Source organism: Methylobacterium sp. TK31 (genome assembly GCF_055361545.1).
The window spans coordinates 1,162,401-1,186,679 of record NZ_CM143964.1 but is presented as its reverse complement, the minus strand read 5'-3'; the positions used below and the strand labels follow the sequence as shown (position 1 = coordinate 1,186,679).

The window sequence follows — 24,279 nt, the reverse complement described above, 5'->3', positions numbered from 1 at the left end:
TCTGCGCGACGCGTGAGGACCGGTGACTGAGATGACGGACCTCACCCTCAACGGCATCCCGGTGATCGACACCTTCGCGGAGGCGTTCGACGTCGCCGGCACGGCCATCGTCATCACCAACGACACGCCCAAATGGGCGATGATCGCCGCCACCGTGATGACGGGCTTCGCCACCTCGGTGATCGGCTGCGGGGCCGAGGCCGGGATCGACTGCGAGCTCTCCCCGGAGGAGACGCCGGACGGGCGCCCCGGCGTGCGCGTCCTGCTGTTCGGCTTCGAGCCGAACGGCCTCAAGGACCAGCTCCTCAAGCGGGTCGGCCAGTGCATCCTCACCTGCCCGGGCACCGCCTGCTACGCCGGCGTCGACGGGCCGACGAAGATCAAGCTCGGCGGCGCGATCCGCTATTTCGGCGACGGCTTCGCGGTGGCCAAGCGCCTGACCGACCCGGTGACCGGCAAGGCCCGGCGCTACTGGCGCATCCCCGTCATGGACGGCGAGTTCCTGTGCGAGGACTTCGTGCGCGCGGTGGACGGCGCGGTCGGGGGCGGCAACCTGCTGTTCCTCGGGCGCAAGCACGCCGACACCCTGAAGGTCGCCGAGATCGCGGTCGAGGCCGCCCGCGCGGTGTCCGGCGCGATCCTGCCCTTCCCCGGCGGCATCGTCCGCTCCGGCTCGAAGGTGGGCGCCCGCACCAAGGGCATGATGGCCTCCACCAACGACGCCTATTGCCCGACCCTGAAGGGCCGGGCCGGCACCGAACTCTCGGCCGAGGTCGGCGTCGTGCTGGAGATCGTCATCGACGCGCTGACCTCCGACGCCGTCGCGGAATCGATGCGCGCGGCGCTGCATGCGGCGACCGAGGCCGGGGCCGCCCACGGCCTCGTCGCGGTCACGGCCGGCAATTACGGCGGCAATCTCGGCCGCCACCATTATCACCTGAAGAACCTGCTCTCGAAGGAGCCGGGCAGCAGCGAGGCCGGAGCCGCATGAGCACCCTGACCCTGCGCCAGGAGCCGCCGGAGCGGCTCGACCTCCTGCACGTCAACCCGCTCTCCCTGAGCGGCCTCAGCGAGGCCGAGGCGGCCAGACTCCCCGTCGGCACCAGCCGCCGCGGCCTGACGCTGGGCGACTGCTTCACCCTCGCGCTCGACGGCTCGGACGAGCTCGTCATCGAGGGCGGTTCGTCGCGCCTCGACCGGGTCGGCGCCGCGCTCAGCGGCGGCCGCATCCGGGTGGCGGGCGATGTCGGCCAGCGCCTCGGCGCGGGCATGCAGTCCGGCTCCGTCACCGTCACGGGCTCGGCCGGCCCCTTCGCGGGATCGGGCGCCACCGGCGGCACCATCACCATCGAGGGCGATGCCGGCGACCATGCCGGCGGGGCGGTCTACGCGGCCAAGGCCGGGCTCGACGGCGCCACCCTGGTGATCCACGGATCGGCCGGAGACTATCTCGGCGACCGCATGCGGCGCGGCCTGATCCTGGTGGGCCGGGCCGGGGCCCATGCGGGCGCGCGCATGATCGCCGGCACCATCGCGGCCACGAGCCTCGGCGACCATCCGGGCTACGGCATGCGCCGGGGCACGATCCTGGCCGGCCAGGTCGGGGCCCTGGCCCCGAGCTTCGTCGAGACCGGCACGCACGATCTCGTGTTCCTGCGCCTGCTCGCGCGCTCGCTCCGGCCCCTGAGCCCGGCGCATGCCGACCTCGCGGCCGGGGCGCTGACCCGCTACTCGGGCGATCTCGCGACCCTGGGCAAGGGCGAACTCTGGGTGGCGGCGGCCTGAGGGCCGCCCCGCCATCACGAGTCCGGTCGATCCGGCCGCCGGACTTGCACAATTCTCCCGATCGGACGACCTTCGTCGACCGCGGGATGGCACCATAGTGCCGGCCTCCCGCGCCTCCCCCCGCGCGAACCCGGCGTCACCGATGCTCATCCTGCTCTCGATCTGCCTCCTTTCGCAGCCCTCGCAATGCCGCGAGGACAAGATCGACCTCTCCTACGAGGCGCGCAGCCCCGTCGTCTGCCTGCGCAATTCCCAGAGCGCGATTGCCAAGTGGCAGGAGGAGCACCCCGAATGGCACGTCACCAAGTGGCGCTGTGCCGTCCGGGGCAGTCAGCCGCGCGACCTGTGAACGGGCGCAGGTAAGCTTCGGCCGAACCCCGCCGCCTTGCCTCTCCGGCCGACCTCGGCCTAGAGATCCTGCCGGGGACGGAACGGATCGGCGCATTCGGCAAGGCGACGTATCCGGCAAGGCGGCGCATCCAGCAGGACACGGAACGCGTCGCGACGAACGCAGGATAGGCTGGCAGAACCATGCGCTCGCTGAAGGTCCGGTTCGCGCTGCTCCTCGGCGCCACCGCGCTCCTCGTCGTCCTGGCCGCCCTCGGGGTGCTCGCCTCGATCAACGCGGCCGAGCGCACCATCGACCGGACGCTCGCGGCGCAGGGACGCCTGGAACTCCTCGTCGAATTGTCGGGGCGCATGACCCAGTACGGCCTCGCCGCCCTGGAGGCGGTGAGCAACCCGGATGCGCAGCCGGAGGGGCTGGCGGTGGCGCGCACCAATGTCGACCGGGCCCTGGTGGCGGTGGACGAGGCCCTGGGGCGCTCGATCGCCTCGAGCGACGACCCCCTCGACCGGACGCAATACGCCGCCCGCACCCGGCCCCTGGCGCAGCTGCGCGCGGCCCGCGCGGTCCTCGACCGGCAGGTGGCCCAGGTTCTGCGCCAGTCCGAGGACGAGTCGCGCAAGGCGGCGATCCGGGGCGCCCTGAACGGCTTCGGCGCCATGACCGGGCAGCCCCTCTCCTTCCTGATCGAGGTGGAGCGGCGCTCGATGATCGCCGGTTCGGACGCCGCCCGCGCGCTCTCCAGCACCCTGCGGGTCGCCTCGCTGGCCGCCGTGGCGGGGGCGCTCGCCATCGTGCTCCTGCTGTACCGGGCGGTGACCCGCCCCGTGCTGGCCCGGATCGAGGCCGTGCGCCGCGCCGCCAGCGCCGTGGGCCGGGGCGAGCTCGACACCCGCCTCTCGGTGGCCACCCGCGACGAGCTCGGCCTGCTGGTGGCGAACTTCAACCGCATGGCCGCCCGCCTCGCCCGGCGCGAGGGCCGCCTCGCCGCCGACCGCGCGGCCCTGGAGGACACCGTGGCGGCCCGCACCCTCGACCTGCGCGCCGCCAATGCCCGGCTCGAGGCGGTGGACCGCTCGCGCCGGCGCTTCTTCGCCGATGTCAGCCACGAACTGCGCACGCCCCTCACGGTCATCCTCGGCGAGTGCGACATCGCCGCCCGCGCGGCCGCGCGCCAGCGCGACGTCACTCCCGTCTTCGCCACCATCCGCAAGCGCGCCCTCGGCCTGAAGCGCCGGGTCGAGGATCTGCTGCGCGTCGCCCGCTCCGAATCGGGCCAGATCGAGCTCGACCGCCGGCCGGTGGGCGCGGGGGAGATCCTCGCCGACGCCGTCGACGGCATGGCCTCCGAGGCCGCCCGCCGGCGCGTGGGCCTCAGCCTCGATCCCGCCGAGACCGACCCGATGCTGCTCGCCGACCGGGAATGGCTGCGCCAGGTGGTCGAGAGCCTGATCGACAACGCCCTGCGCCACGCCACCGGGCTCACCCGGGTGGTGGCCGCCCTGGCGCCGGTGGAGGGGGGGCGCGTGGTCGTGACCATCACCGACGACGGGCCGGGCTTCCCGGACCTCGGCGACGGCCTGTTCGAGCGCTTCCGCCGCGACAGCCCCACGGGAGAGGCCGGCTTCGGCATCGGCCTGGCCCTGGCGCGCTGGGTCGTGGAGCGTCATGATGGCACCATCCGCCTCGGGGCGGGGCCGGGCGGGCGCGGTGCGCAGGTCGCCCTCGACCTGCCCGCGCTGTCCCCCAGCGACGCCGAGCATTCCCCCTCGCCTCACCCGACGGGCGCCCAGGAGACCGTGGCATGACGCGCGTACTGATCGTCGAGGATGACAGCGACATCCGCGCCATGCTCGCCCGCGGCCTCGAGGCGGAGGGCTTCTCCGTCGGCGTGGCCGGGCGGGTCGACGACGCCCTCGCGGCCGCCCGCGCCGAGGCGCCCGAGGCGGTGGTGCTCGACATCACCCTGCCGGACGGCTCCGGCCACGACGTCTGCCGCTCCCTGCGCGAGGGCGGCTATCCGGGGCCGATTCTCTTCCTCTCGGCCCGGGACGAGGTGCGCGACCGTGCCGAGGGGCTGGCGCTCGGCGCCGATGACTACATCGTGAAGCCCTTCGTCTTCGACGAGTTGCTCGCCCGCCTCCAGACCCACCTCCTGCGCCGCAAGGCCTCTGAGGCGCCGCGCTCGATCGTCACGGCCGGCAAGCTCATGCTCGACCTGACCATCCGGCAGGTCGGCTTCGCGGATGCGACGGCGCGCCTCACCCCGCGCGAGGCCGAGCTCCTCGCCCTCCTGATGGACAACGCCAACCACCCCGTCTCCCGGGGCGACATCTTCGACAAGCTCTGGGCCGGCCAGGGCGGCCTCTCGCTGAATGTCGTCGATGTCTACGTGGGTTACCTGCGGACCAAGCTGTCCGACTTCGTCCGCCTCGGCGGTCCGGTCATCGTCACGGTGCGGGGCCGGGGCTTCATGCTCGACCTCAAGGGACAGGATTTCCGGCACTGATTCCGGCACCGCGCGTTAACGGCGGCGGCGGATTCACGGGGGTCGCCGGGAGAAACCGGCAATTTAGCGCTTGAACTGCCGAGCCAAATTGTCGATACCAGCCCGGCGACAGAAATCACTGCGCCGTCAGTGTCTTACGATCTTCTTAGAGGCGATCGGGATGCTGCTGACGTTCAGAAGAAACTTTCAGGAGAAACACCATGACCTGGGCCGCCCCCATCGTTTCCGAGATCTGCGTCGGCATGGAAGTCACCAGCTACGAGTCGGCTGAGATCGACACCTTCAACTAAGTTTCGTCGAACCCGAGGGTCCCAAGGCAGCGTCGGTTCCACCATGCATGTCCTGATCCTCGGTTCGGCCGCGGGCGGCGGCCTTCCCCAGTGGAATTGCCGCTGCCCGATCTGCTCCCTCGCCCGCGCGGACGAGACCCGCGTCAGGCCGCGGACCCAGTCGAGCATCGCCGTCTCCCCCGATGGAGAGCGCTGGCTCCTGGTGAACGCCTCCCCCGATATCCGCCAGCAGCTGTTCGACAATCCGGCGATGCATCCGCGCAGCGGACTCCGGCACTCGCCGATCCATGCCGTGCTGCTGACCAACGGCGACGTCGACCATGTCGCCGGCCTGCTGACCCTGCGCGAGGGCCAGCCCTTCACCCTCTACGGCACCGCCGGCATCCTCGACTCGGTCAACGCCAACCGGGTCTTCGACGTGATGGCCGCGGGCGTGGTGGCCCGCGAGCCGATCGCCCTCCACCGTGCCTTCGAGCCGGTGCCGGGCCTGAGCGTCACCCTGTTCGCGGTGCCCGGCAAGGTGCCCCTGTGGCTCGAGGACGAGACCCTGGAGATCGGCGCCGAGACCGAGACCACGGTGGGCGCGATGATCGAGGCCGGCGGGCGGCGCCTCGCCTACATCCCCGGCTGCGCCCGCGTCACCGAGGACCTGAAGGCCCGCATCGGCGGGGTCGACGCCCTGCTGTTCGACGGGACCGTCCTCCTCGACGACGACATGATCCGGGCCGGCGTCGGCACCAAGACCGGCTGGCGCATGGGGCACGTGCCGATGACCGGGGACGGCGGCTCCATCGCGGCCCTCGCGGATGTCGATATCGGCCGGCGCGTCTTCGTCCACATCAACAACACCAACCCGGTGCTGATCGAGGGCTCCGACGAGCGCCGGCAGGTCGAGGCGGCGGGCTGGACCGTGGCCCATGACGGATTGACGCTGTCCCTTTCGTGATGCGGCCATCTGGCAGTTTACTGCCGACGGCATACATTGTGTCCGATTGAATTGCGTGTTTGCGTCAGCGGCCTTCACGGGACGCGGCGCGATTGATAAGAAAAGTTCCTAAAACCGCTTCCCGCTGATCCGCGAGCCACGCCATGACCGCGCCCTTCCCGACCCCGAAGACCGACGAGGCTCAGCGCCTGCTCTCGCCCGAGGAACTCGAGGCGGCCTTGCGCGACATCGGCGCGCGCCGCTACCACAACCTGCACCCGTTCCACCGCCTGCTGCACGACGGCAAGCTCAGCAAGGATCAGGTCCGGGCCTGGGCGCTGAACCGCTACTACTACCAGGCGATGATCCCGGTGAAGGACGCCGCCGTGCTCGCCCGGATGACCGACGCGTCGCTGCGCCGGGTCTGGCGCCAGCGCATCGTCGACCATGACGGCGACGCGCCCGGCGACGGCGGCATCGAGCGCTGGCTCAAGCTCGCCGAGGGCGTGGGCTTCGCCCGCGACTACGTGGAATCGACGCAAGGCATCCTGTCGGCGACCCGGTTCTCGGTGGATGCCTACGTGCATTTCGTGAAGGAGCGCTCGCTCCTGGAGGCGATCGCCTCCTCGCTCACCGAGATGTTCTCGCCGACCATCATCTCGGAGCGGGTGGCCGGGATGCTGAAGAACTACGACTTCATCACCAAGGACACGCTGGCGTATTTCGACAAGCGCCTGACCCAGGCCCCGCGCGACGCGGACTTTGCCATCGCCTACGTCAAGGAGCACGCCACCACGCCGGCGCTGCAGCGCCAGGCGATGGATGCGCTGACGTTCAAGTGCAACGTGCTCTGGACGCAGCTCGACGCGCTCTACTTCGCCTACGTCGCCCCCGGCCTGACCCCGCCCGATGCCTGGACGCCCGGCACCGGGCTGGTGCCCGAGCCGGCGGTGGCCCAGGCGTCCGGACCGCTGGCGGCCGGCACCGGCACCCTGACGGCGCACGACGTGCCGCGCCTGCCCCGCGGCGTGCGCCTGCGCCACGACGCCGTGCGCGACCAGCACGTCCTCCTGGCGCCCGAGCGCACCTTCGACCTCGACGCCAACGCGGTGGCGGTGCTCGAACTGGTCGACGGGCAGCGCAGCGTGCGCGACATCGCCGGGCTGCTGGCCGAAAAGTTCACGGCCGATGCCGCCGTGATCGAGGCCGACATCCTCGTGATGCTGAACGATCTGGCCACGAAACGGGTCCTGGAGCGATGAACGCGATCACGCCGAACGCCCCCACCCTGCCGGCTCCGGTCGGGCTCCTCGCGGAGCTGACCCATCGCTGCCCGCTGCGCTGTCCCTACTGCTCGAATCCGCTCGAACTCGACCGGCGCTCGGGCGAGCTCGACACGGCGACGTGGCAGCGGGTGCTGACGGAGGCGGCGGGCTTGGGCGTGCTGCACGTCCACCTCTCGGGCGGCGAGCCGACGGCGCGCAACGACATCGTCGAGATCACCGCGACCTGCGCGAAACTGGGTCTGTATTCCAACCTCATCACCTCCGGCGTCGGCGGCGCCCTGCAGAAGCTCGACGCGCTCTACGATGCCGGCCTCGACCACGTTCAGCTCTCGGTGCAGGGCGTCGACGCGGCCAATGCCGAGAAGATCGGCGGCCTTAAGAACGCCCAGCCGCAGAAATTCGCCTTCGCCGAGCGCGTGACGCAGCTCGGACTGCCGCTGACACTGAACTCTGTGATCCACCGGGGCAACATCCACGAGGTCGAGGGCTTCATCGACCTGGCCGTGAAGCTCGGCGCCAAGCGCCTGGAGGTCGCCCACACCCAGTATTACGGCTGGGCCTACGTGAACCGCGCCGCCCTGATGCCGAACAAGGCCGAAGTCGACCGCTCGATCCGTATCGTCGAGGCCGCCCGCGAGCGCCTGAAGGGGCAGCTCGTCATCGATCTCGTGGTGCCCGATTACTATGCGAAGTACCCGAAGGCCTGTGCCGGCGGCTGGGGCCGCAAGCTCATGAACGTGACGCCGCAGGGCAAGGTGCTGCCCTGCCACGCCGCCGAGACGATCCCGAACCTCGAATTCTGGTACGTGTCCGACCATTCGCTCGGCGACATCTGGGCGAATTCCCCGGCCTTCACGGCCTATCGCGGCACGGACTGGATGAAGGAGCCCTGCCGCTCCTGCGACCGGCGGGAGAAGGATTGGGGCGGCTGCCGCTGTCAGGCCCTGGCGCTCGCCGGGGACGCGGCGGCCACCGACCCGGCCTGCTCCCTGTCGCCGCTCCACGCCAAGGTGCGCGATCTCGCCACCGAGGAGGCGGCCGAGACGCCGCCCGACTACGTCTACCGGACCATCGGCAGTAACGTGCAGCCCAATGTGCGTACGCCGCTGAATGAGGAAGCGCCGCTTTGAAGCCCGTCACCCTTGCCGCGTTCGTGATGCTCGCGGGCGCGCCCGCGCTCGCCCAGACCGCGCCCGCCGCGCCTCCGGCGTCTGAGACGCTCGCCGTCACCCAGGCCAACACCGCGACGCCCCCGAATGCCTCGGACCTGCTCTTCGAGCAGCCGCAGATGAAGAACGTCCCCCCCGGGTCGAAGCTCACCTACGACTACCTGCGCCGCAGCGGCATCTCGAAGGGGCCGTTCGGGCCGCCGCTGAACGACACGATCAAGCTCGGTGTGGAACCCGGTAACGCCGCGGACAACCGTAATATCCGTGTGGAGATGTTCTCCGGCGCCAACCGCTTCCCGGCCGGCCCGTTCGAGGACATGCCCGGCAACCCCGTGATGACGCTCTTCCTGGAGCATCACCTGATGGACCTCGCCCGCGTGCTGATGGCCAACCCGCGCTACATCAAGAACGCCATCCGCAAGGGCCTGCGCGACAACGCCACCGTGACGCCGACGCAGATCGACTACAAGGGCCGGAAGGTCGACGCCTGGCGCATCGAGACGCAGCCCTTCGTCGACGACAAGATGAAGGAGCGCATGCGCGGCTTCGAGAACCTGAAATACACCTTCGTCACCTCCGAGGCCGTGCCCGGCGAGCTCGTTTCGATCGAGGCGAGCTCCAAGAACGCCGAGGGTGGCGAACTCCTGCAGGAGAACCTGAGCTATGATCCGAACGCTGGTTAAGCGGCTTCCGCGCCTCGCCGCCGGCGCCTGCGCCGCGGCTCTCGTGGTCGGCGCGGCGGCGGCGGCCGAGCCCGAGAACGACTACCCGACCGAGGCCCGGGCCGATTACATCTTCGGCTGCATGGCCGCCAACGGCCAGTCGCGCGAGTCGCTGTCGCGCTGCTCCTGCTCCCTCGACGCGCTCGCCTCGCTGCTGCCCTACGACAAGTACGTCCAGGCCAGCACCGTGCTCTCCCTGCGCCAGGGCATCGGCCAGCGCACCACCGCGTTCAAGTCGACCAAGGTCTTCGACGATCAGGTGGCTGAACTTCGCCGCGCCCAGGCCGAGGCAGAGATCCGCTGCTACCGCGGCGGGACCTGACCGGGACCCTCGACATTGCCGCGACGCCGCCGCCTCGAGGCGGCGGCGCAGGACCGGGCCGTGTTCGGCTCCGACCTCGGCATGGGCGTTGCTCCGACCCGGTATTGCGTTCAAAGACAGCGGCATCCCGGCCGAGGACGCGCCCCGGACGCGCCCGCCTTCGAACCCGAGCAATCCCGTGCCCCCAGACCTGCCGGCCCCGCTGACGTCGCTCCTGCCCGATCTCGGACGGCGCGTGCTCGTGATGGGCATCCTCAACGTCACGCCCGATTCCTTCTCGGATGGCGGCCGCTTCGCCGATCTCGATCCTGCCCGCGCGCAGGCCGAGACCCTCGTGGCGGAGGGCGCGGCCCTGGTGGATATCGGCGGCGAATCCACCCGCCCCGGCCACGTGCCGGTCTCGGCGGAGGAGGAGCAGGCCCGCATCCTGCCGGTGATCCGCGACCTCGCCCCGCGCCTGCCCGTCCCGATCTCGGTGGACACCTACAAGGCCTCGACCGCGCGGGTGGCGCTGGAGGCCGGCGCCCGCATCGTGAACGACGTCTGGGGCCTCCAGCGCGAGCCCGACATCGCCCGGGTCGCCGCCGATCACGGGGCACCGGTGATGATCATGCACAATCGCGAGACCATCGATCCGGCCATCGACATCGTCGCCGACATGCTGCGGTTCTTCGAGCGCTCGCTCGCCATCGCACGCGCCGCCGGCCTTCGCGACGGCGACATCGTGCTCGACCCCGGGATCGGCTTCGGCAAGAGCTGGGCCCAGCACCTCGAAGCCCTGCGGCGCCTGCCCGAGATCGTTGCCCTGGGCTTTCCCGTCCTCGTCGGCGTCTCGCGAAAGTCGCTCCTCGGGCGCCTGCACGACGCCGAGACCAAGCCGGTGGACCGCCTGTTCGGCTCCATCGGCAGCCATGTGCTCGCCGCCACGCTCGGCGCGCAGATCGTGCGGGTCCACGATGTCCGTCCGCATGTGGACGCGCTCCGGGTGGTCGACGCCGTGATGGGACACGCCGCATGAGCGACCGCATCCTCGTCGACCGCATCGCCGTCTTCGCCTTCCACGGCCTCCTGCCGGAGGAGGCACGCCTCGGGCAGCGCTTCTACGTCTCCCTCGACGTCCGCTTGGATCTCGCGGCGGCCGGGCGCTCCGACGACGTCGCCCGGACCGTGAGCTATGCCGACCTCACCGAGATCGTGACCCGGATCGCCACGCAGCGGCGCTTCGCCCTGATCGAGGCGCTGGCGGAAGCCATCGCGGCCGAGATCCTGGACCGGCACCCGACCATCACCGAGATCCGGGTGCGGGTGGACAAGCCGAGCGCGCCGGTGCCGGCCGTGATCGACGGAGTCGCCATCGAGATCGTCCGTAGCCGCGAGGCGGCCCGATGAACGCGGCATCGGGGCTGCACGCGGCCTATCTCGGCCTCGGCAGCAACATCGGCGACAAGGCCGCGACCCTGGCCGATGCGGTGGCGCGGCTCGCCGCCACGCCGGGCATTCGCGTCACCGCGCGCTCGTCCGACTATCGTACCCCACCCTGGGGCGACACCGATCAGGACTGGTTCCTCAACGCCGCGATCGGGATCGAGACCAGCTTGACTCCGCACGACCTCCTGGAGGCGGGCCTAGCCATCGAGACCGCCATGGGCCGGGTGCGCGAGCGCCGCTGGGGGCCGCGGGTGATCGACATCGACGTGCTGTCCTACGAGGGCGCGGCGATCTCGGATGCCCGCCTGGTGCTGCCGCACCGCTTCGTGCGCGAGCGCGCCTTCGTGCTGATGCCCCTGGCCGAGATCGCCCCGGATCTGCGCATCGGCCCCGAAACGGTGACCGAGGCCCTGGCCAAGCTCGACGCTGCAGGCATCGAGCGGGTCTGATCAGGGCCGGATCTCGATTCCGTCGCAGGTCGCGACCCGCTCGGCGTCGATGACGCCCACGCAGCCGTCGCTCTCCGGGAGGAAGGCGGTGCGGGTGGCCGAGTCAGAACGGCCCATCGTGCAGGCCATGGATCCAGGAGGTCGACGCCAAGACGCGCGGCCCTCGTTCGCGCCGCTGGCGGCCTGCGCCGACGTCGCGGATAAGACCTTCAGCGAGCCGGGGGGACGCTGCGCAGGTTTGCGCCTCGGATCGACGCGTGCAAGCGAGCCGGGCATACGATGGCGGCGGCGGAGCCGATCCGCCGCCTTCCGTCTCAGGGGGCCGGAGCGTCGAGGAGCTTGTTGCCCTCTTCCTCCAACAGCGGCACGTCGTAGTCGCGCAGCACCTTCTCGATGTCGGCGCGGCGCTTGCGTAGGATCGTATTGAGCGTGCGCTTCCAGTCGTTCTCCTCCAGGCGGACCCCGAGGGCGATCCGGAAGGTGAGCGGCGGGCGGTCGGGCTCCTGTAGCAGCGGCGTGACCGTCATCGGTACGCCGCTCTGCTTGGCGAGCCAACCGGCGGCCGGACCCCAGAGGATCGCCGCGTCGATGCGCTTCTCGGCCAGATCCGCGATGACCTCGGCCGAGACGGTCTGGTGCTTGCGGGCCGGATCGAGCTGGTAGGGAGCGTAGGCCTTCATCGCACTGACGAGGCCCACCTCGCCCATCCGGTTGACCGGGGGCGTGCCGCCGATGACGCCGATCGACTTGCCCTTGAGCTTGGGATCGTCGAGGCGGGCGACCCCGTCGAACTCACCCGTACGGGTGACCAGCGTGTAGGCGGAGCGGTAATAAGGGTTCGAGTGCTGGACGAGCTCGCCGCCGGCGGCCGATCCGATGATGATGTCGCACAGGCCGGTGCCGAGGGTGTTGCGGACGAAGCCGGGCCCCTGCGTCAGCCAGTAATAGCGAATCTTGACCTTGAGCTCGTCGGCGATGATCGCCGCGATCCTGTTCTCGAAGCCATCCTCCTTGCGTTCGGAGAACGGCATGTTGCCGGGATCACCGCAGACACGCAGGGTGTCCGTCGTGACGAGGTCCGGCAGCGATTGGGCCAGCGCCGGTCGCGCTCCTGCCGCGAGCAGCAGGAGCGCGAGCGCGAGACCCGTCCGGGAGCCTGGATGCGTCATCAGCCGCCCAGGCACTCCTTCTCGGCCGTCTTGGCCGCCTCGGGCTTGTCTTCCTTGTCGCTCGGGCGGATGCGCGGCATGGCGCCGGACGCACGAGCCTTCAGATACACGTACAGGTCGTCCGCGTAGCACATGACATTCTTGTTGTCGCCGAAAGCCGGCATGACCTTTTCCTGGCCTGCCTGCGTGTCGCGCTTGCCGCCGGCGAGAATGCCGATGAACTCCTCGTAGCCGATCGTCTTGAGGGAGTCCTTCAGGGCCGGCGCGTAGGTCGATCCCATGGCATCGGGGCCGTGGCAGACGTGGCACTCGGCGTGATAGCGGCGGTAGCCCGAATAGGCGTACCAGTCGAACTTCTTGCCATCGTTGGTGATGTGGAAGGTCGGGTGGCCCTCGGCGTCCTGATACTTTCCGTCCTCGACCTTCACGGCCGCGAACTTGTCGATCAGCTTGGCGTCCTTGTCCGGAGCATTCGGGTCCAGCTGATTGGCAAGAGCCGGGTCAGCCTTCTTGGCGTCCTCGGCATGAACAGCAAAAGTCGAGACGGTGGCGAGGGCGAACGCCGCCATGAGCGGACGGATGGCGGCTTTGCTGATGATATGCAACGACGTTTCTCCCAGGAACTCCACGTCGGCTGACAAGCCGCGTGTTTCACATCTTGTTCTTCCAACTCTAATCATAAAGGTGCCGGCGCGGAAACCCGCGCCGGCACCCAAGGCCTTACCGTAACGTGCGACCGATTAGTTCGGCAGCGAGAAGACGGTCAGCTGACCACCGAGGTTGGTGTAGTTCGAGAGGGCAGCGTAGCCACCCACCGCGCCGAGACCGGCGTTCGGGTCGGTCAGGCCGGCCGCGAGGCCGATGCCGGCCCAGCCACCGACACCCGACAGGATGCCGACGAACTGCTTGCCCTTGTGGCTGTAGGTCATCACGTTGCCGATGATGCCCGACGGGGTCTTGAACTTATAGAGTTCCTTGCCCGTCTTGGAGTCGACAGCCTTCAGGTAGCCTTCCAGGGTTCCGTAGAACACCACGTCACCGGCGGTGGCGAGGGCACCCGACCACACCGAGAACTGCTCGGCGTTCGACCACTTGATCTTACCGTTCACGCCGTCCCAGGCGATGAAGTTACCCATGCCGCCGTGGCTGTTGGGGGCCGGGTACATGGCCAGGGTCGCACCGACGTAGGGCTGGCCGGGGGTGTAGGAGACCCGGAACGGCTCGTAGTCCATGCAGACGTGGTTGGTGGGCACGTAGAACAGGTTGGTCTTCGGGGAGTAAGCAGCGGGCTGCTGATCCTTCGAACCCAGCGCCGCGGGGCAGATGCCCTTGGAGTTGGTGTCCTCACCGTTCTGCTCGGTGGAGTACTTGGCCTGGACGAGCGGGCGGCCGTAGTTCTTGGAGCCCTTGTCCATGTCGACCTTGGAGGCCCAGTTCACGACCGGATCGTACTTCTCGGCGACCAGGAGCTCGCCGGTGGCGCGATCGAGGGTGTAGCCGAAGCCGTTACGGTCGAAGTGGGTCAGGAGCGGACGCTCCTTGCCGTCAACCTTCTGATCCGTGAGGATCATCTCGTTGATGCCGTCGTAGTCCCACTCGTCGTGCGGGGTCATCTGGTAGACCCACTTGGCGGCGCCCGTGTCGGGGTTACGCGCCCAGATGGTCATGGACCACTTGTTGTCGCCCGGACGCTGCTTGGGGTTCCAGGTGGAGGGGTTGCCCGAGCCGTAGTACATCAGGTCGAGCTTGGGGTCGTAGGAGAACCAGCCCCAGGTGCAGCCGCCGCCGGTCTTCCACTGATCGCCTTCCCAGGTCTTCAGCGAGGAGTCCTTGCCGACCGGCTTGCCGAGCGAGGTGGTCTTCTCGGGGTCCATGATCATGTCGGCGTCGGGGCCCTGGGAGTGGCCGCGCCACACCTTCTTGCCCGTCTTGGCGTCGTAGGCGGTGACGTGGCAGTTCACGCCGAACTCGCCGCCGGAGATGCCGACGATGATCTTGTCCTTCACCGGGAGAACGGTCGCGGTGTTGGTCTCACCCTTCTTGGGGTCGCCGTTGACGACGGACCAGTTCACCTTGCCGGTCTTGGCGTCGAGCGAGACGACCGTGGTGTCGGCCTGGTGCAGGATGATGGCGCCATCGGCGTAGGCGAGACCACGGTTGACCGTGTCACAGCACATCACCGGGATGACCGACGGGTCCTGCTTGGGCTCGTACTTCCAGGCGATCACGCCGTCCTTGTCGAGGTCGAGGGCGTAGACGATGTTCGGGAAGGGGGTGTGCACGTACATCATGTTGCCGACGACGAGCGGCGAGCCCTCGTGGCCGCGCAGCACGCCGGTCGAGAAGGTCCAGGCGACCTGGAGCTGCTTGACGTTGCTGGCGTTGATCTGGTCGAGCTTCGAATAGCGCGTGTTGGCGTAGTCGACGGTCTGAAGGACCTGCTCGGCCGGGTTGGCCGTGCGCTTCAGGACGTCTTCGTTGGCGAACGCCGTGGTCGAAGCGACCATGCCGGCGCCGAGTGCGAGAAGATGTACCGCTCTCATGGATTCCTCCGACAGATCTTCCAGCCGTGATCACGCAGCAGTAGCTGCAGGATCACGCCGTGATCTGACTGTTTGCGACAGGGATAGGTTCGCCTCGGTAGCGGACGCCAAACCCTGATCACCAAACCATAAAAGGTTTGAGCAGGGTCTGTGTGGTCAGGGGCCGCTATCCCTTTGCGGCGCCCCTCGAAACCGAAGCTTGAATGAACTCTAAGAAAAATTCGGGCGGCGTCAACACGCTTGCGCGCCGTGCATCCAGGCTTCGCACAAGTCGTCGTGAACGATCCAGCGACGTTCTAAACGGCTCACGCTACGCACCATAAGATGGTGCACCGCAATATCGCGAAATGGTAAGATAAAGTGTTTTATAGATCTTTGCCGGTTCTTCATGCGGTCGACGCATGTCGGTTCAGCTTGGCCGCAGATGGCATGTCCTCGTTGACCCATCGCGATCACGTCGCGAGCCGGATCGGCGAACGGGCATGAAACAAAATGCATTGCTTGTTTTATAATGCTGGAATCGCCGCGTCGGGCGTTCCTGCGGGCGGAGCTGCGTCCGTCCGGATCGACGGGTTGTGCCCGTGACCCGATGCGCGGTCTCGCCGCATCCGGTTTCAGAACAGATGGGGGAAATCCCGCGGTCGATGCGGGCCCGTGATCGAATCAGACCGCGATCACACCGGGAAACCGCGTGGCGAGGTCGGCGCGGTTCGCTTCCACCCAGGCTCGGTCGCGCTGCCCGCGGGGCCGGTCGAGGGTGATGGTCCCGAGGAGGCTCGCTGGGCGGGCCGAGACCAGGAGCAGACGGTCGGCGATCTCCAGGGCCTCGGCGACGTTGTGGGTCACCATCAGGACACCCATCCCCGAATTCCCCACCGCCGCGACCACCAGGCCACGCAGGGCCGCCGCCGCGTTGTCGTCCAGGGAGACGAAGGGCTCGTCGAGGATGAGGATGCGGGGCTTCTGGGCCAGCGCCCGGGCGAGGGAGACCCGCCGGGCCATGCCGAGGGACAGCGCGCCCGGATAGCGCCCGCGCCAGGGCGCCAGCCCGAGGGACTCGAACAGGAGGTCGAGATCCTGCCGCCGCTCGGTCCGCGGCAGGGCGAGGCGCACGTTCTGCTCGACGGTGCGCCAGGGCAGCAGGCGCGGCTCCTGGAACGCCATGGCGATGCCGGCCTGGTCCGGCGGCGGGGTGACGCTGCCCTCATAATCGGGATCGAGGCCGAGGAGGATGCGCAGGGTGGTGGTCTTGCCGGCCCCGGACGGGCCGATCAGGCAGGTGATCTCCCCGCCGATGATCGAGAAGGCGAGATCGCGCACGGCCTCGACCGGCTCGGGGCCGGCCCCGCCATAGACCTTCCGGACGATCGCGACCCGCAGGGCCGTCGCGCCGGGAGCGGATCCACCCTCAGCGCCAGCGTCGGACATAGGCTTCGAGCCGTTGCAGGATGAGGATGTCGATGGCGATCATCACGCTCATAAATACGATGCTGTAGCCGACGATGGCCGCCACGTTCAGGCTCTGGACGAAGTAGTAGTTGATCGCGAAGCCGACACCGTTGGGTCGGCCGAGCAGTTCGATCACCAGCACGATCTTCCAGGCGAGCGACAGCCCCGAGCGCGCGGCCGCCACCGCGAAGGGTTGCAACTGCGGGATCAGCACATGGGCGATCCAGGTCCGCCGGTCGAAGCGGTAGCTGCGCGCCATCTCCTCGAGCTGTGGATCGAGGCCGCGGGCGCCCTCGCGCAGGATCACGGCGACGTTCGGCAGCTTGTTCAGCACCACGGCGACGATGGCGGCCGCCTCGTTGAGGCCGACCCAGATGTAGGCCAGCACCGTGATCACCAGGGCGGGCGTGTTGAGGAGGATGAGCAGGGGGGTGTCGAGGACGAGGTTCAGCCGGCGCGAGCGGCCGAGGGCGATGCCGAGGAGCACCCCGAGGGTCATCGCCAGGAAGAAGGAGATCCCGACCCGCGACAGGGTGATGCCGACGTTCCACCACAGGTCGCCGGTGGCGGATTCGCGCGCGAGGAAGTCGACGATCGCGAGTGGCGCCGGCAGCAGCCGCGAGCCGGCGGCGGACGCCGCGACCTGCCACCCCGCGAGGAGGACCAGCACGGAAGCGAGGCGGGTGGCAAAACCCATGGGGGTCAGGGCGTCGGGGTCGCGGCGCGCGGGGCGGCCTCAACCATTGCCGGTGCCGTCGAAGTAGAGGCCGGCGGGAAGCGTCGTGCCGGCGCCGACCAGGCGCTCGCCGCCGAGGCGGGCCATGACGGTGAACAGCTTCTCGCCGTCGCTGCGCTCCGTGGCGAGGGGGCGGCGCGGGATTCCGGCGAGGAAGTCGCGCTTCAGGGCCTGGAAGGTCGCCTCGTCCTCGGCCGCCATCAGCGGGCGAACCACGTCCCAGGCGGCGGGGTCGTTGGCGAGGATGTCCTTGGCGGCCTTGGAGGCGCGGGCGAAGCCGACCACCGCCTCGCCCTTGTCCTTTACGGTGGCGTCGTCGAGGAGGTAGCCGATCAGGGCCATCGATCCGGTGGCGCCGAAGGCGCGCATGATGTCGTCCGAGCCGATCAGGCGGCGAAAACCCTTGGGCTCCAGGCGCGCGCAGTAGGTCCAGTACAGCAGCCCGGCATCGAGTTCGCCCTGCTCGAGCTTGAGTGCCAGGAGCGGCGGCGCGCCGAAGGCGATGGTAGCCTGGGTCTCGAGGTCGATGCCGGCGGTGTCGCGGGCCTGGGCTTTGAGCAGGAGCCAGTTCTTGTCGAGGGGGCCGCCGGCGACGCCCAGGCGCTTGCCCTTGAGGTCGGCCAGCGTCCGGATCGGGCTGTCGCCCGGCACCATCAGGGAGCCCTCGGTGGTCGAGTAGGGGAAGAACCGGATCGCGCGGCCCTCGTTGCCGAGCCGGGCGGCCCAGAGCAGGTCGCCCACGATGGTGTCGACTTGGCCGCCCAGGAAGGCGATCCGCGCGGCATCGTTGCCGGCGAGCTTGACCACGTCGAGGGTGAACCCGTTGGCGCCGTCGAGCCCGCGCGCCTTGATCACCGCCGCTTCCCAGGAGACCGTGCCGAAGGGCAGGCTGCCGACCCGGAACGCCGGCCCCGCCGCCCGCGCAGGCCGGGCGAGGCTCCAGGGCAGAGGCAACAGTGCCGCTGTCGCGAGCAATCCGCGCCGTGACAGCATGAGGGACTCTCCCTGGATTCGAAGTCGAACGCTCGGGTTGTCCCGCGAAGGCCGGCGTTGGTTGGCAGTCTTCATAGGAGGTCGGGCACAGGGCGTCCACAGGACGAATTGGCAAGTCCGCCGGGCGGATGGTCGCCCCCGAACCGGCAAACCCTTGCGAATCTGCCGCGAGCCCTCGCCGAGCCGGCGCGATCCTTTGCGTGCGACCGGGCCCCGGCGCAGAGATTTGGCCACGATACTTGTTCGAGGGAGCTTGGAACCATGGCCGGCATGCGGGACGACGTGATCGACGACGCCACCGTCACGGAGCGCCTCGCGCGCGAACTCCCGGCCTGGCGCCTGGAGGAGGGCTGGATCCGCCGCACCTACAAGACCGCGGGCTGGAAGGGCACGCTCATGGTGATCAACACCGTGGGCCATCTCGCCGAGGCCGCCTGGCACCATCCGGACATCACCGCCTCCTACGCCTGGGTCGAGGTGCGCCTGACCAACCACGCCGCCAAGGGCATCACCGAGAAGGACTTCGCGCTGGCCGCCAAGATCGAGGAGGTGGTCGGCTGGCAGCCCGGCACCGAAGGCGGCGCGCTGGAGGGCACCCCCACCGATCCGCGCTTTGCCTACATCAAGTACGACAGGTAGCCCGAAGAGCCGGGGAGCGGCCGGCTCAGTCGGCCTGCTTCACCCGGCGGCACTCGGTCTTGAGATAGCTCGTCTTGCCGACCTCGTCCCGCAGGTCCGTGCGGGCGATGATCTCCTGCCAGCCATTGGTGCAGCCGAGTTCGTTGGCGACGCGGACCTTGCGGACCTCGCTGGCCTTGTCGTCGGTGCAGGCCTCGATCGGGATCCCGTTGGCGCAGACGAGGACCACGGCGATGAAGGCGTTCATGGGGTGAGCTCCGGCGATGCGATGCCGGACAGGTACGCGGCCGGGCGGCGTCCGGTCTCAACCGATCGTGAGAATGTGATCGGCGGAGAAGTCCCGCCCCTCGACCGGGTTGGCGACCCAGCGGGTCTCCCCGATCCGCATGTCGTGCCCGGCATGGAAGTGGCCCGAGACCCAGAGGTCGGGCCGGTCCGCCGCCGGTAGGTCCTCCAGGACGGTGGTGGCGTAGAAGGCCGGGACCCACCAGGGCACACCGAGGGTCTCCCGGAACGCATTGGCCGCGCGCGGGCTCGCCGGGTGATGGGTGACGCAGACGGTCGGGCCGCCATGGGGCTTGGCCAGGGCTGCCGCCAGCAGGGCGCGCTCCCGCGCGTGGGCCGCCATCGCGTCGGCGGGCGACCAGATCGTGCCGTCGCCGTTGCGGATCGAGCCGCGGTACTCGCGCGAACCGGTGACCGGGTCGGTCATCCGCGCGGCCGCGTAGGCGATCGGGTCCTCCGGCGGATCGACCACGCGACCATCGAGCCAGAGCCCGGCCAGCGACCAGTCGCTCCACAGGGTCGTCCCGACGAAGCGGACGCCGTCGAGGACGACGGTCGCCCCCCGCTGGAGCAGGTGGATCTCCGCCCCCTCCCCGTTCAGGCGAAGGACCTCGGCCTCCAGGGCGGCGAGGAGCTCGGGGGCCGTGCGCCCGTCGCCGGTCGGCGCGTAGTGTTCGTGATTGCCCGGCACGAGCACGATCGGGTGCCCCTGCGCCAGCATCATCAGGGCCGCGAGGCCCGATTCGGGCCGGCCCTCGTGCAGGTCGCCCGGGCAGACCAGGACGTCGAAGGGCCGGCTCGGGCGTGGGATGACGTCGAGGCGACGGCGCTCCAAGTGCAGGTCAGAGATGGGAAACAGGCGCATGACGGGGCTCGACGCCTCTCAGGGGATCGGATTCTCGGACGCGGCCTTCGCCGCGCGCCACTCGGCCCGCGCGGCCTTCAGGATGTCGCCCGCCGAATCCGCATTGAGGACGGCGATGCCGGCCGCCGCGATGAGGTCGGGCCAGGCCGACAGGGTCAGGGCGGTGGCGAGGCCAGCGGCGATGATCGCGAGGTTGGCGAAGGCGTCGTTGCGGGCCGAGAGATAGGCCGCCCGAGTCAGGCTACCGCCGCCCGAACGGTGGCGGGCCAGCATCGCCGCGCAGGCGAGGTTGACCGCCAGCGCCCCGAGGCCTGTGAGCGTCAGGGGCAGCGGGGCCGGCGGCGCCATCGTGGCGAACTTGATCCAGGCGGCGTAGGCGGTGGCCAGGGCCGGCAGAAGCAGGATGACGGCGAGGACGGCCCCGAGCCGGGCCCGGTTGCGCACGCTCCAGCCGATGCCGGCGAAGATCAGCAGGTTGATCGCCGCATCCTCGAGGAAGTCGAGGCTGTCGGCGATCAGGGCCAGCGAGCCGATCGCCAGGGCGACGCTGATCTCGATGCCGAAATACGCGAGGTTGAGCCCGGCAACGCGGGCGACCACCGGGCGCAGGGTGGCGGACGGGGTGGGCGTAACGGACAAAGGCGGCGTCTCGACCTGACGGGGGCGGGGGGATCGGCCCGGACCCGGGCCCGGCACCTCGCGACGAGAATCTCCATGGCGCGAGATGCCTCCGGCTGTCGAGGCTCAAGATCCGAACCGATGCTTTTCGGGCACCGGATACTGGATTTGGCCCGCCGCCTGTGCGAGGCGAAACGCCAAGCCGCACGAGACCCGCGTGCCAAACACCAAAGTCAGGGGAAACTGCCGATGATGCCCGAACTGCGCGTCCTGTACTTCGAGGATCTCGAAGTCGGCCTGTCCGAGACGCTGAACAAGGTCATCGCCTCTTCCGACGTGGTGGGCTTCGCGGAGATCACCGGCGACCGCAACCCGATCCACCTGTCCGAGCACTTCGCGGCACGCACGCCCTTCGGGACCCGGATCGCCCACGGCCTCTACACCGCCGGCCTGATCTCGGCGGTGCTCGGCACCCGCCTGCCCGGCCCCGGCGCGGTCTACATCAGCCAGACCCTGAACTTCCGCGCGCCGGTCCGCATCGGCGACACGGTCGAGGTCACCGTCGAGGTGGCCGAATTGGTGCCGGAGCGCCGCCGCGCCCGTCTGAAATGCACCTGCTCGGTGGCGGGCGAGGTCGTCCTCGACGGCGAGGCCCTGGTGAAGGTGCCGACCAAGGCCGAGGCCGATCCCCTCGCGGTGCGCATGGGCGGGCGTCCGGCGAGCGCCTGACGCCGCCTTGGCTGCCGCTCCCCGGCCCGCGCCGGTCGCCATCGACGATCCCGCAGACCCGCGCCTCGCGCCCTACACGGCGATGCGCGAGCGCGACCTCGTCGGGCGCGCCGGCCGCTTCATCGTCGAGGGCGAGGTGACCCTGCGGGTCATGCTCTCGGCCCGGGCGCGGTTCGGCCTCGAATCGGTCCTGCTCGCGCCCGAGCGCCTGGCCGGCCTGGCGGAGGCTTTGGCCCGGTTGCCCGAGGCCGTACCGGTCTACACGGCGACGAAGCCGGTGATGAGCGCGATCACCGGTTTCCCGATCCACCGTGGCGTCCTCGGCGTCGGCCTGCGCAGAACGGAGGCGCCCGACGACGTGCTCCCCCGCTTGCCGCCCGCCCCGGCGCCGGCCCTCGTGGTCGGCCTCGTCGGCCTGACCAACCACGACAATGTCGGCGGCCTGTTCCGCAACGCCGCCGCGTTCGGCGCCGACGCGGTGCTGCTCGACGCCGGGACCTGCGACCCGCTCTACCGCAAGGCGATCCGCGTCTCGGCCGGTGCCGCGCTCATCGTCCCGTTCCGGCAATTGGCCGATGCCGACGCGATCCTGGCCTTCGCGGCGCGCCACGCCCTGGAGCCCCTGGCCCTGAGCCCCGGCGGCGCCGAGACCCTCGCGGCCCTGGCGCCGCCCGCCCGCGCCCTGCTGTTGCTCGGGAGCGAGGGGCCGGGCCTGCCCCCGGAGCTGATGGTGCGCCTGCGCACCGTCCGCATCCCGATGGCGCCGAATTTCGATTCGCTCAATGTCGCGACGGCGGGGGCGATCGCGCTGCATCACCTGTCCCGATCGGCCTAGCGGGCGAGCGGCCCGCTCCGAGGGCCACCGCCACGCGCGACACTGCGCCCCCATTGCCGCGCGCCCGGCTACGGTCAAGATTACGCACCGGACCGCACGAGGTCTGGACGGACCATTCTTGCGCGCCAGATGCGCTCAAAGATGGGAGCGTGGACGAGGGAGTTGCGAGCGTTGTTGCAGTCACGGGACGGCTTGCGGACCCTGTCCGGACGCCGCGTCATCATCGTCGGTGCCGGTCCCGGCGGCCTCGCCACCGCACTCCTCCTTGCCCGGGCCGGCGTCCACGTCACGCTGCTGGAGAAGGACCCGGCGGTCGGCGGCCGTACCAAGACCGTGGAAGCCCCCGGCGGATTCCGCTTCGACATCGGCCCGACCTTCTTCCTCTATCCGCAGATCCTCGCCGACATCTTCGAGACCTGCGGCGAGCGGCTGGAGGACCACGTCAAGCTCGAGCGCCTGGATCCGCAGTACCACCTCGTGTTCGAGGCGGGCGGCGAGATCCGCGCCACGAACGACATGGACCGGCTCGAGGCCGAAGTAGCGCGCATCGCGCCGGACGACGCGAAGAACGTGCGCAAGTTCTTCGCCGACAACCGGGTCAAGCTGAAGTTCTTCAAGCCGGTCCTGGAGCAGGCATTCCACACCCTGCGGGCCATGGCCTCCCCGGCGATGATCGCCGCCCTGCCCCATCTCCATCCCGGGCGCAGCGTCGACAAGGACCTGCGGCGCTACTTCAAGGATCCGCGGGTCCGCCTCGCCTTCGCGTTTCAGACCAAGTACCTCGGCATGTCGCCGTTCCGGTGCCCGAGCCTGTTCACCATCCTGTCGTTCCTCGAATACGAGCACGGCGTCTATCACCCGGTCGGCGGCTGCGGCGCCGTCTCGGAGGCGATGGCCGGGCTCGCCCGCCGGATGGGCGTGGACATCCGCCTCGGGGCGGGCGTCGAGCGCGTGCTGTTCGAGGGCAAGCGCGCCAGTGGCGTGGTCTGCAACGGCGAGACCCTGCAGGCCGACGCGGTGGTCATCAACGGCGACTTCGCCAAGGTGATCCAGGACCTCGTGCCGCAACAGCACCGGCCGCGCTGGCGCGACGCCAAGATCGAGAAGGCGCGCCTCTCCTGCTCGACCTTCATGCTCTATCTCGGCCTCGACGGGCCGATGCCGGAGGCGCTCGGCCACCACACCATCCTGCTGTCGGAGGATTACGCCCGCAACATCCGGGAGATCACCGACGGCATCCTGCCGATGCAGCCCTCGCTCTACGTGCAGCACGCGGGCTTCACCGACGGCGGCATGGCGCCCCCCGGCCAGACCAGCCTCTACGTGCTGGTGCCGGTGCCGAACCTGAAGGCGGGCATCGACTGGAAGGGTCTGCGCGAGACCTATCGCCGCCTCGTCCTCGACCGCCTCGCCCTGCTCGGCCTCGGGGACATCGAATCGCGGATCCGCTACGAGCGCATCGTCGATCCGACCGAGTGGCGCGACGAGTTCTTCGTGCACGAGGGCGCCACCTTCAACCTCGCCCACGACCTGATGCAGATGCTCTACTTCCGACCCCACAACCGCTTCGGGCCGGGGCTCTACCTCGTCGGCGGCGGTACCCATCCGGGCTCCGGCCTGCCGGTGATCTATGAGGGCGCGCGCATCACCGCCCGCCTCCTCATCGAGGAATTGTCCGCCGGCCGCGTCGGCGCCGCCAGCGCCGGCATTCCCGCGACCGCACCCCTGGCCGCCTCGGGCGACGCCACTTGAGGCGGCGGTCGAGGCTCACGGTCGCCGTCTGCACCCTCTTCCTCGTCACGGGGGCGGCGCAGGCCGCTTCCGTGGCGGTGGAGGTCGAGGGCATCGAGCCCGGCGGCCTCCTCTCCGTCGCCCTGTGCCAGGACGGCCTGTCCGAGGCCGATTGCCGGACCGGGCAGCAGGCCGAGCCGCGGGCCGCCGCGCAGCGCTTCGTCTTCCCAAACGTGGCACCCGGGATCTACGCGGCCCTCGCCTATCAGGACACCAACGGCAACGGCCGCCTCGACCGGACCGGCCTCGGCCTGCCCCTCGAGCCCTACGGGTTCTCCGGCGAATCTTCACGATCCGCCCGCCCCGACTTCGCGCGCGCGCGCTTCACCGTGCGCGAGCCGGGCGTGGCCGTGCGGGTTCGCCTGTCGCGCGCCCTGCCGCCCCGCTGAGTTCCGC

At 69.8% G+C, this 24,279-nt stretch carries 28 protein-coding genes; 19 read left to right on the top strand and 9 right to left on the bottom strand.

Annotated elements, in window-relative coordinates:
• The first annotated feature begins 31 nt into the window (after positions 1 to 31).
• From fhcD to folK, 14 genes are all read left to right on the top strand, one after another.
• On the top strand, positions 32 to 991 hold the full coding sequence (fhcD, locus tag ACXJY8_RS05430; RefSeq protein WP_463777081.1) for a formylmethanofuran--tetrahydromethanopterin N-formyltransferase: 960 nt from the start codon (positions 32 to 34) through the stop codon (positions 989 to 991).
• The gene (locus tag ACXJY8_RS05425; RefSeq protein WP_463777079.1) at positions 988 to 1,785 is read left to right on the top strand and encodes a formylmethanofuran dehydrogenase subunit C; all 798 of its coding nucleotides are present in this window, start codon (positions 988 to 990) and stop codon (positions 1,783 to 1,785) included. The genes fhcD and ACXJY8_RS05425 overlap by 4 nt, the downstream gene beginning before the upstream one ends.
• A gap of 142 nt (positions 1,786 to 1,927) precedes the next feature.
• On the top strand, positions 1,928 to 2,134 hold the full coding sequence (locus tag ACXJY8_RS05420) for a hypothetical protein (protein WP_463777076.1): 207 nt from the start codon (positions 1,928 to 1,930) through the stop codon (positions 2,132 to 2,134).
• A 182-nt stretch (positions 2,135 to 2,316) separates the two neighbouring features.
• Complete coding sequence (locus ACXJY8_RS05415) at positions 2,317 to 3,939, top strand: sensor histidine kinase (protein WP_463777074.1); 1,623 nt, start codon at positions 2,317 to 2,319, stop codon at positions 3,937 to 3,939.
• Positions 3,936 to 4,640: a response regulator transcription factor gene (locus ACXJY8_RS05410; RefSeq protein ID WP_463777071.1), complete on the top strand. Its 705-nt coding sequence runs from the start codon at positions 3,936 to 3,938 to the stop codon at positions 4,638 to 4,640. Before ACXJY8_RS05415 ends, ACXJY8_RS05410 begins: the two co-directional genes overlap by 4 nt.
• Positions 4,641 to 4,840: 200 nt before the next feature.
• Entirely contained in the window at positions 4,841 to 4,930 is a 90-nt protein-coding gene (gene pqqA, locus ACXJY8_RS05405; RefSeq protein WP_055889187.1) for a pyrroloquinoline quinone precursor peptide PqqA, read from the top strand.
• 43 nt (positions 4,931 to 4,973) lie between these two features.
• Positions 4,974 to 5,876 carry a pyrroloquinoline quinone biosynthesis protein PqqB gene (pqqB, locus tag ACXJY8_RS05400; protein WP_463777066.1) on the top strand — a complete coding sequence of 301 codons (903 nt, stop codon included), beginning with the start codon at positions 4,974 to 4,976 and terminating at the stop codon, positions 5,874 to 5,876.
• Positions 5,877 to 6,019: 143 nt separating this feature from the next.
• Positions 6,020 to 7,117 carry a pyrroloquinoline-quinone synthase PqqC gene (pqqC, locus tag ACXJY8_RS05395; protein ID WP_463777063.1) on the top strand — a complete coding sequence of 366 codons (1,098 nt, stop codon included), beginning with the start codon at positions 6,020 to 6,022 and terminating at the stop codon, positions 7,115 to 7,117.
• A complete protein-coding gene (pqqE, locus tag ACXJY8_RS05390; RefSeq protein ID WP_055951555.1) occupies positions 7,114 to 8,271 on the top strand; it encodes a pyrroloquinoline quinone biosynthesis protein PqqE in 1,158 nt (385 codons plus the stop codon). The genes pqqC and pqqE overlap by 4 nt, the downstream gene beginning before the upstream one ends.
• A gap of 26 nt (positions 8,272 to 8,297) precedes the next feature.
• Positions 8,298 to 8,993, top strand: coding sequence for a hypothetical protein (locus ACXJY8_RS05385; RefSeq protein ID WP_463780398.1), 696 nt, complete (start codon positions 8,298 to 8,300; stop codon positions 8,991 to 8,993).
• Positions 8,974 to 9,354, top strand: coding sequence for a hypothetical protein (locus ACXJY8_RS05380; RefSeq protein ID WP_463777058.1), 381 nt, complete (start codon positions 8,974 to 8,976; stop codon positions 9,352 to 9,354). The genes ACXJY8_RS05385 and ACXJY8_RS05380 overlap by 20 nt, the downstream gene beginning before the upstream one ends.
• 244 nt (positions 9,355 to 9,598) lie before the next feature.
• Positions 9,599 to 10,372, top strand: coding sequence for a dihydropteroate synthase (gene folP / locus ACXJY8_RS05375; protein WP_463780395.1), 774 nt, complete (start codon positions 9,599 to 9,601; stop codon positions 10,370 to 10,372).
• The gene (gene folB, locus ACXJY8_RS05370) at positions 10,369 to 10,743 is read left to right on the top strand and encodes a dihydroneopterin aldolase (protein ID WP_463777053.1); all 375 of its coding nucleotides are present in this window, start codon (positions 10,369 to 10,371) and stop codon (positions 10,741 to 10,743) included. The genes folP and folB overlap by 4 nt, the downstream gene beginning before the upstream one ends.
• Positions 10,744 to 10,757: 14 nt before the next feature.
• Complete coding sequence (gene folK / locus ACXJY8_RS05365) at positions 10,758 to 11,231, top strand: 2-amino-4-hydroxy-6-hydroxymethyldihydropteridine diphosphokinase (protein WP_463780392.1); 474 nt, start codon at positions 10,758 to 10,760, stop codon at positions 11,229 to 11,231.
• 314 nt (positions 11,232 to 11,545) lie between these two features.
• On the opposite strand, the gene xoxJ is transcribed toward folK, so the two are convergent.
• From xoxJ to ACXJY8_RS05335, 6 genes are all read right to left on the bottom strand, one after another.
• A complete protein-coding gene (xoxJ, locus tag ACXJY8_RS05360; protein ID WP_463777046.1) occupies positions 11,546 to 12,400 on the bottom strand; it encodes a rare earth element methanol dehydrogenase accessory protein XoxJ in 855 nt (284 codons plus the stop codon).
• Complete coding sequence (locus tag ACXJY8_RS05355) at positions 12,400 to 12,969, bottom strand: c-type cytochrome, methanol metabolism-related (protein ID WP_463780387.1); 570 nt, start codon at positions 12,967 to 12,969, stop codon at positions 12,400 to 12,402. The genes xoxJ and ACXJY8_RS05355 overlap by 1 nt, the downstream gene beginning before the upstream one ends.
• Before the next feature lie 171 nt (positions 12,970 to 13,140).
• On the bottom strand, positions 13,141 to 14,943 hold the full coding sequence (gene xoxF5 / locus ACXJY8_RS05350) for a lanthanide-dependent methanol dehydrogenase XoxF5 (protein ID WP_108038892.1): 1,803 nt from the start codon (positions 14,941 to 14,943) through the stop codon (positions 13,141 to 13,143).
• A 663-nt stretch (positions 14,944 to 15,606) separates the two neighbouring features.
• Positions 15,607 to 16,371 (bottom strand): ABC transporter ATP-binding protein, encoded by a 765-nt coding sequence (locus ACXJY8_RS05345; RefSeq protein ID WP_463777040.1) that lies wholly within the window; start codon positions 16,369 to 16,371, stop codon positions 15,607 to 15,609.
• Positions 16,352 to 17,089 carry an ABC transporter permease gene (locus tag ACXJY8_RS05340; protein WP_463777035.1) on the bottom strand — a complete coding sequence of 246 codons (738 nt, stop codon included), beginning with the start codon at positions 17,087 to 17,089 and terminating at the stop codon, positions 16,352 to 16,354. Before ACXJY8_RS05340 ends, ACXJY8_RS05345 begins: the two co-directional genes overlap by 20 nt.
• 39 nt (positions 17,090 to 17,128) lie before the next feature.
• Positions 17,129 to 18,121, bottom strand: coding sequence for an ABC transporter substrate-binding protein (locus ACXJY8_RS05335; RefSeq protein ID WP_463777032.1), 993 nt, complete (start codon positions 18,119 to 18,121; stop codon positions 17,129 to 17,131).
• Positions 18,122 to 18,382: 261 nt separating this feature from the next.
• Between ACXJY8_RS05335 and ACXJY8_RS05330 the strand changes: the two genes are divergently transcribed.
• Positions 18,383 to 18,760 (top strand): 4a-hydroxytetrahydrobiopterin dehydratase, encoded by a 378-nt coding sequence (locus ACXJY8_RS05330; RefSeq protein WP_463777027.1) that lies wholly within the window; start codon positions 18,383 to 18,385, stop codon positions 18,758 to 18,760.
• A gap of 25 nt (positions 18,761 to 18,785) precedes the next feature.
• Here ACXJY8_RS05330 and ACXJY8_RS05325 read toward each other — a convergent pair whose 3' ends face one another.
• From ACXJY8_RS05325 to ACXJY8_RS05315, 3 genes are read right to left on the bottom strand one after another with little or no spacing between them, the layout of a single operon-like run.
• Positions 18,786 to 19,007, bottom strand: coding sequence for a hypothetical protein (locus tag ACXJY8_RS05325; RefSeq protein WP_055949561.1), 222 nt, complete (start codon positions 19,005 to 19,007; stop codon positions 18,786 to 18,788).
• A 57-nt stretch (positions 19,008 to 19,064) separates the two neighbouring features.
• Positions 19,065 to 19,910: a metallophosphoesterase gene (locus ACXJY8_RS05320; RefSeq protein ID WP_463777019.1), complete on the bottom strand. Its 846-nt coding sequence runs from the start codon at positions 19,908 to 19,910 to the stop codon at positions 19,065 to 19,067.
• Positions 19,911 to 19,928: 18 nt separating this feature from the next.
• Positions 19,929 to 20,549: a cation efflux transmembrane domain-containing protein gene (locus ACXJY8_RS05315; protein ID WP_463777015.1), complete on the bottom strand. Its 621-nt coding sequence runs from the start codon at positions 20,547 to 20,549 to the stop codon at positions 19,929 to 19,931.
• A gap of 228 nt (positions 20,550 to 20,777) precedes the next feature.
• On the opposite strand from ACXJY8_RS05315, the gene croR reads away from it, so the two are divergent.
• The 4 genes from croR to ACXJY8_RS05295 all read left to right on the top strand — a co-directional run bounded on the left by croR (position 20,778) and on the right by ACXJY8_RS05295 (position 24,272).
• Positions 20,778 to 21,257: a 3-hydroxybutyryl-CoA dehydratase gene (gene croR / locus ACXJY8_RS05310; protein ID WP_055949554.1), complete on the top strand. Its 480-nt coding sequence runs from the start codon at positions 20,778 to 20,780 to the stop codon at positions 21,255 to 21,257.
• A gap of 82 nt (positions 21,258 to 21,339) precedes the next feature.
• Complete coding sequence (locus ACXJY8_RS05305; protein WP_463780385.1) at positions 21,340 to 22,092, top strand: TrmH family RNA methyltransferase; 753 nt, start codon at positions 21,340 to 21,342, stop codon at positions 22,090 to 22,092.
• 171 nt (positions 22,093 to 22,263) lie between these two features.
• On the top strand, positions 22,264 to 23,844 hold the full coding sequence (gene crtI / locus ACXJY8_RS05300) for a phytoene desaturase family protein (protein ID WP_463777009.1): 1,581 nt from the start codon (positions 22,264 to 22,266) through the stop codon (positions 23,842 to 23,844).
• Complete coding sequence (locus ACXJY8_RS05295) at positions 23,841 to 24,272, top strand: DUF2141 domain-containing protein (protein WP_463777005.1); 432 nt, start codon at positions 23,841 to 23,843, stop codon at positions 24,270 to 24,272. Before crtI ends, ACXJY8_RS05295 begins: the two co-directional genes overlap by 4 nt.
• Positions 24,273 to 24,279 lie beyond the last annotated feature (7 nt).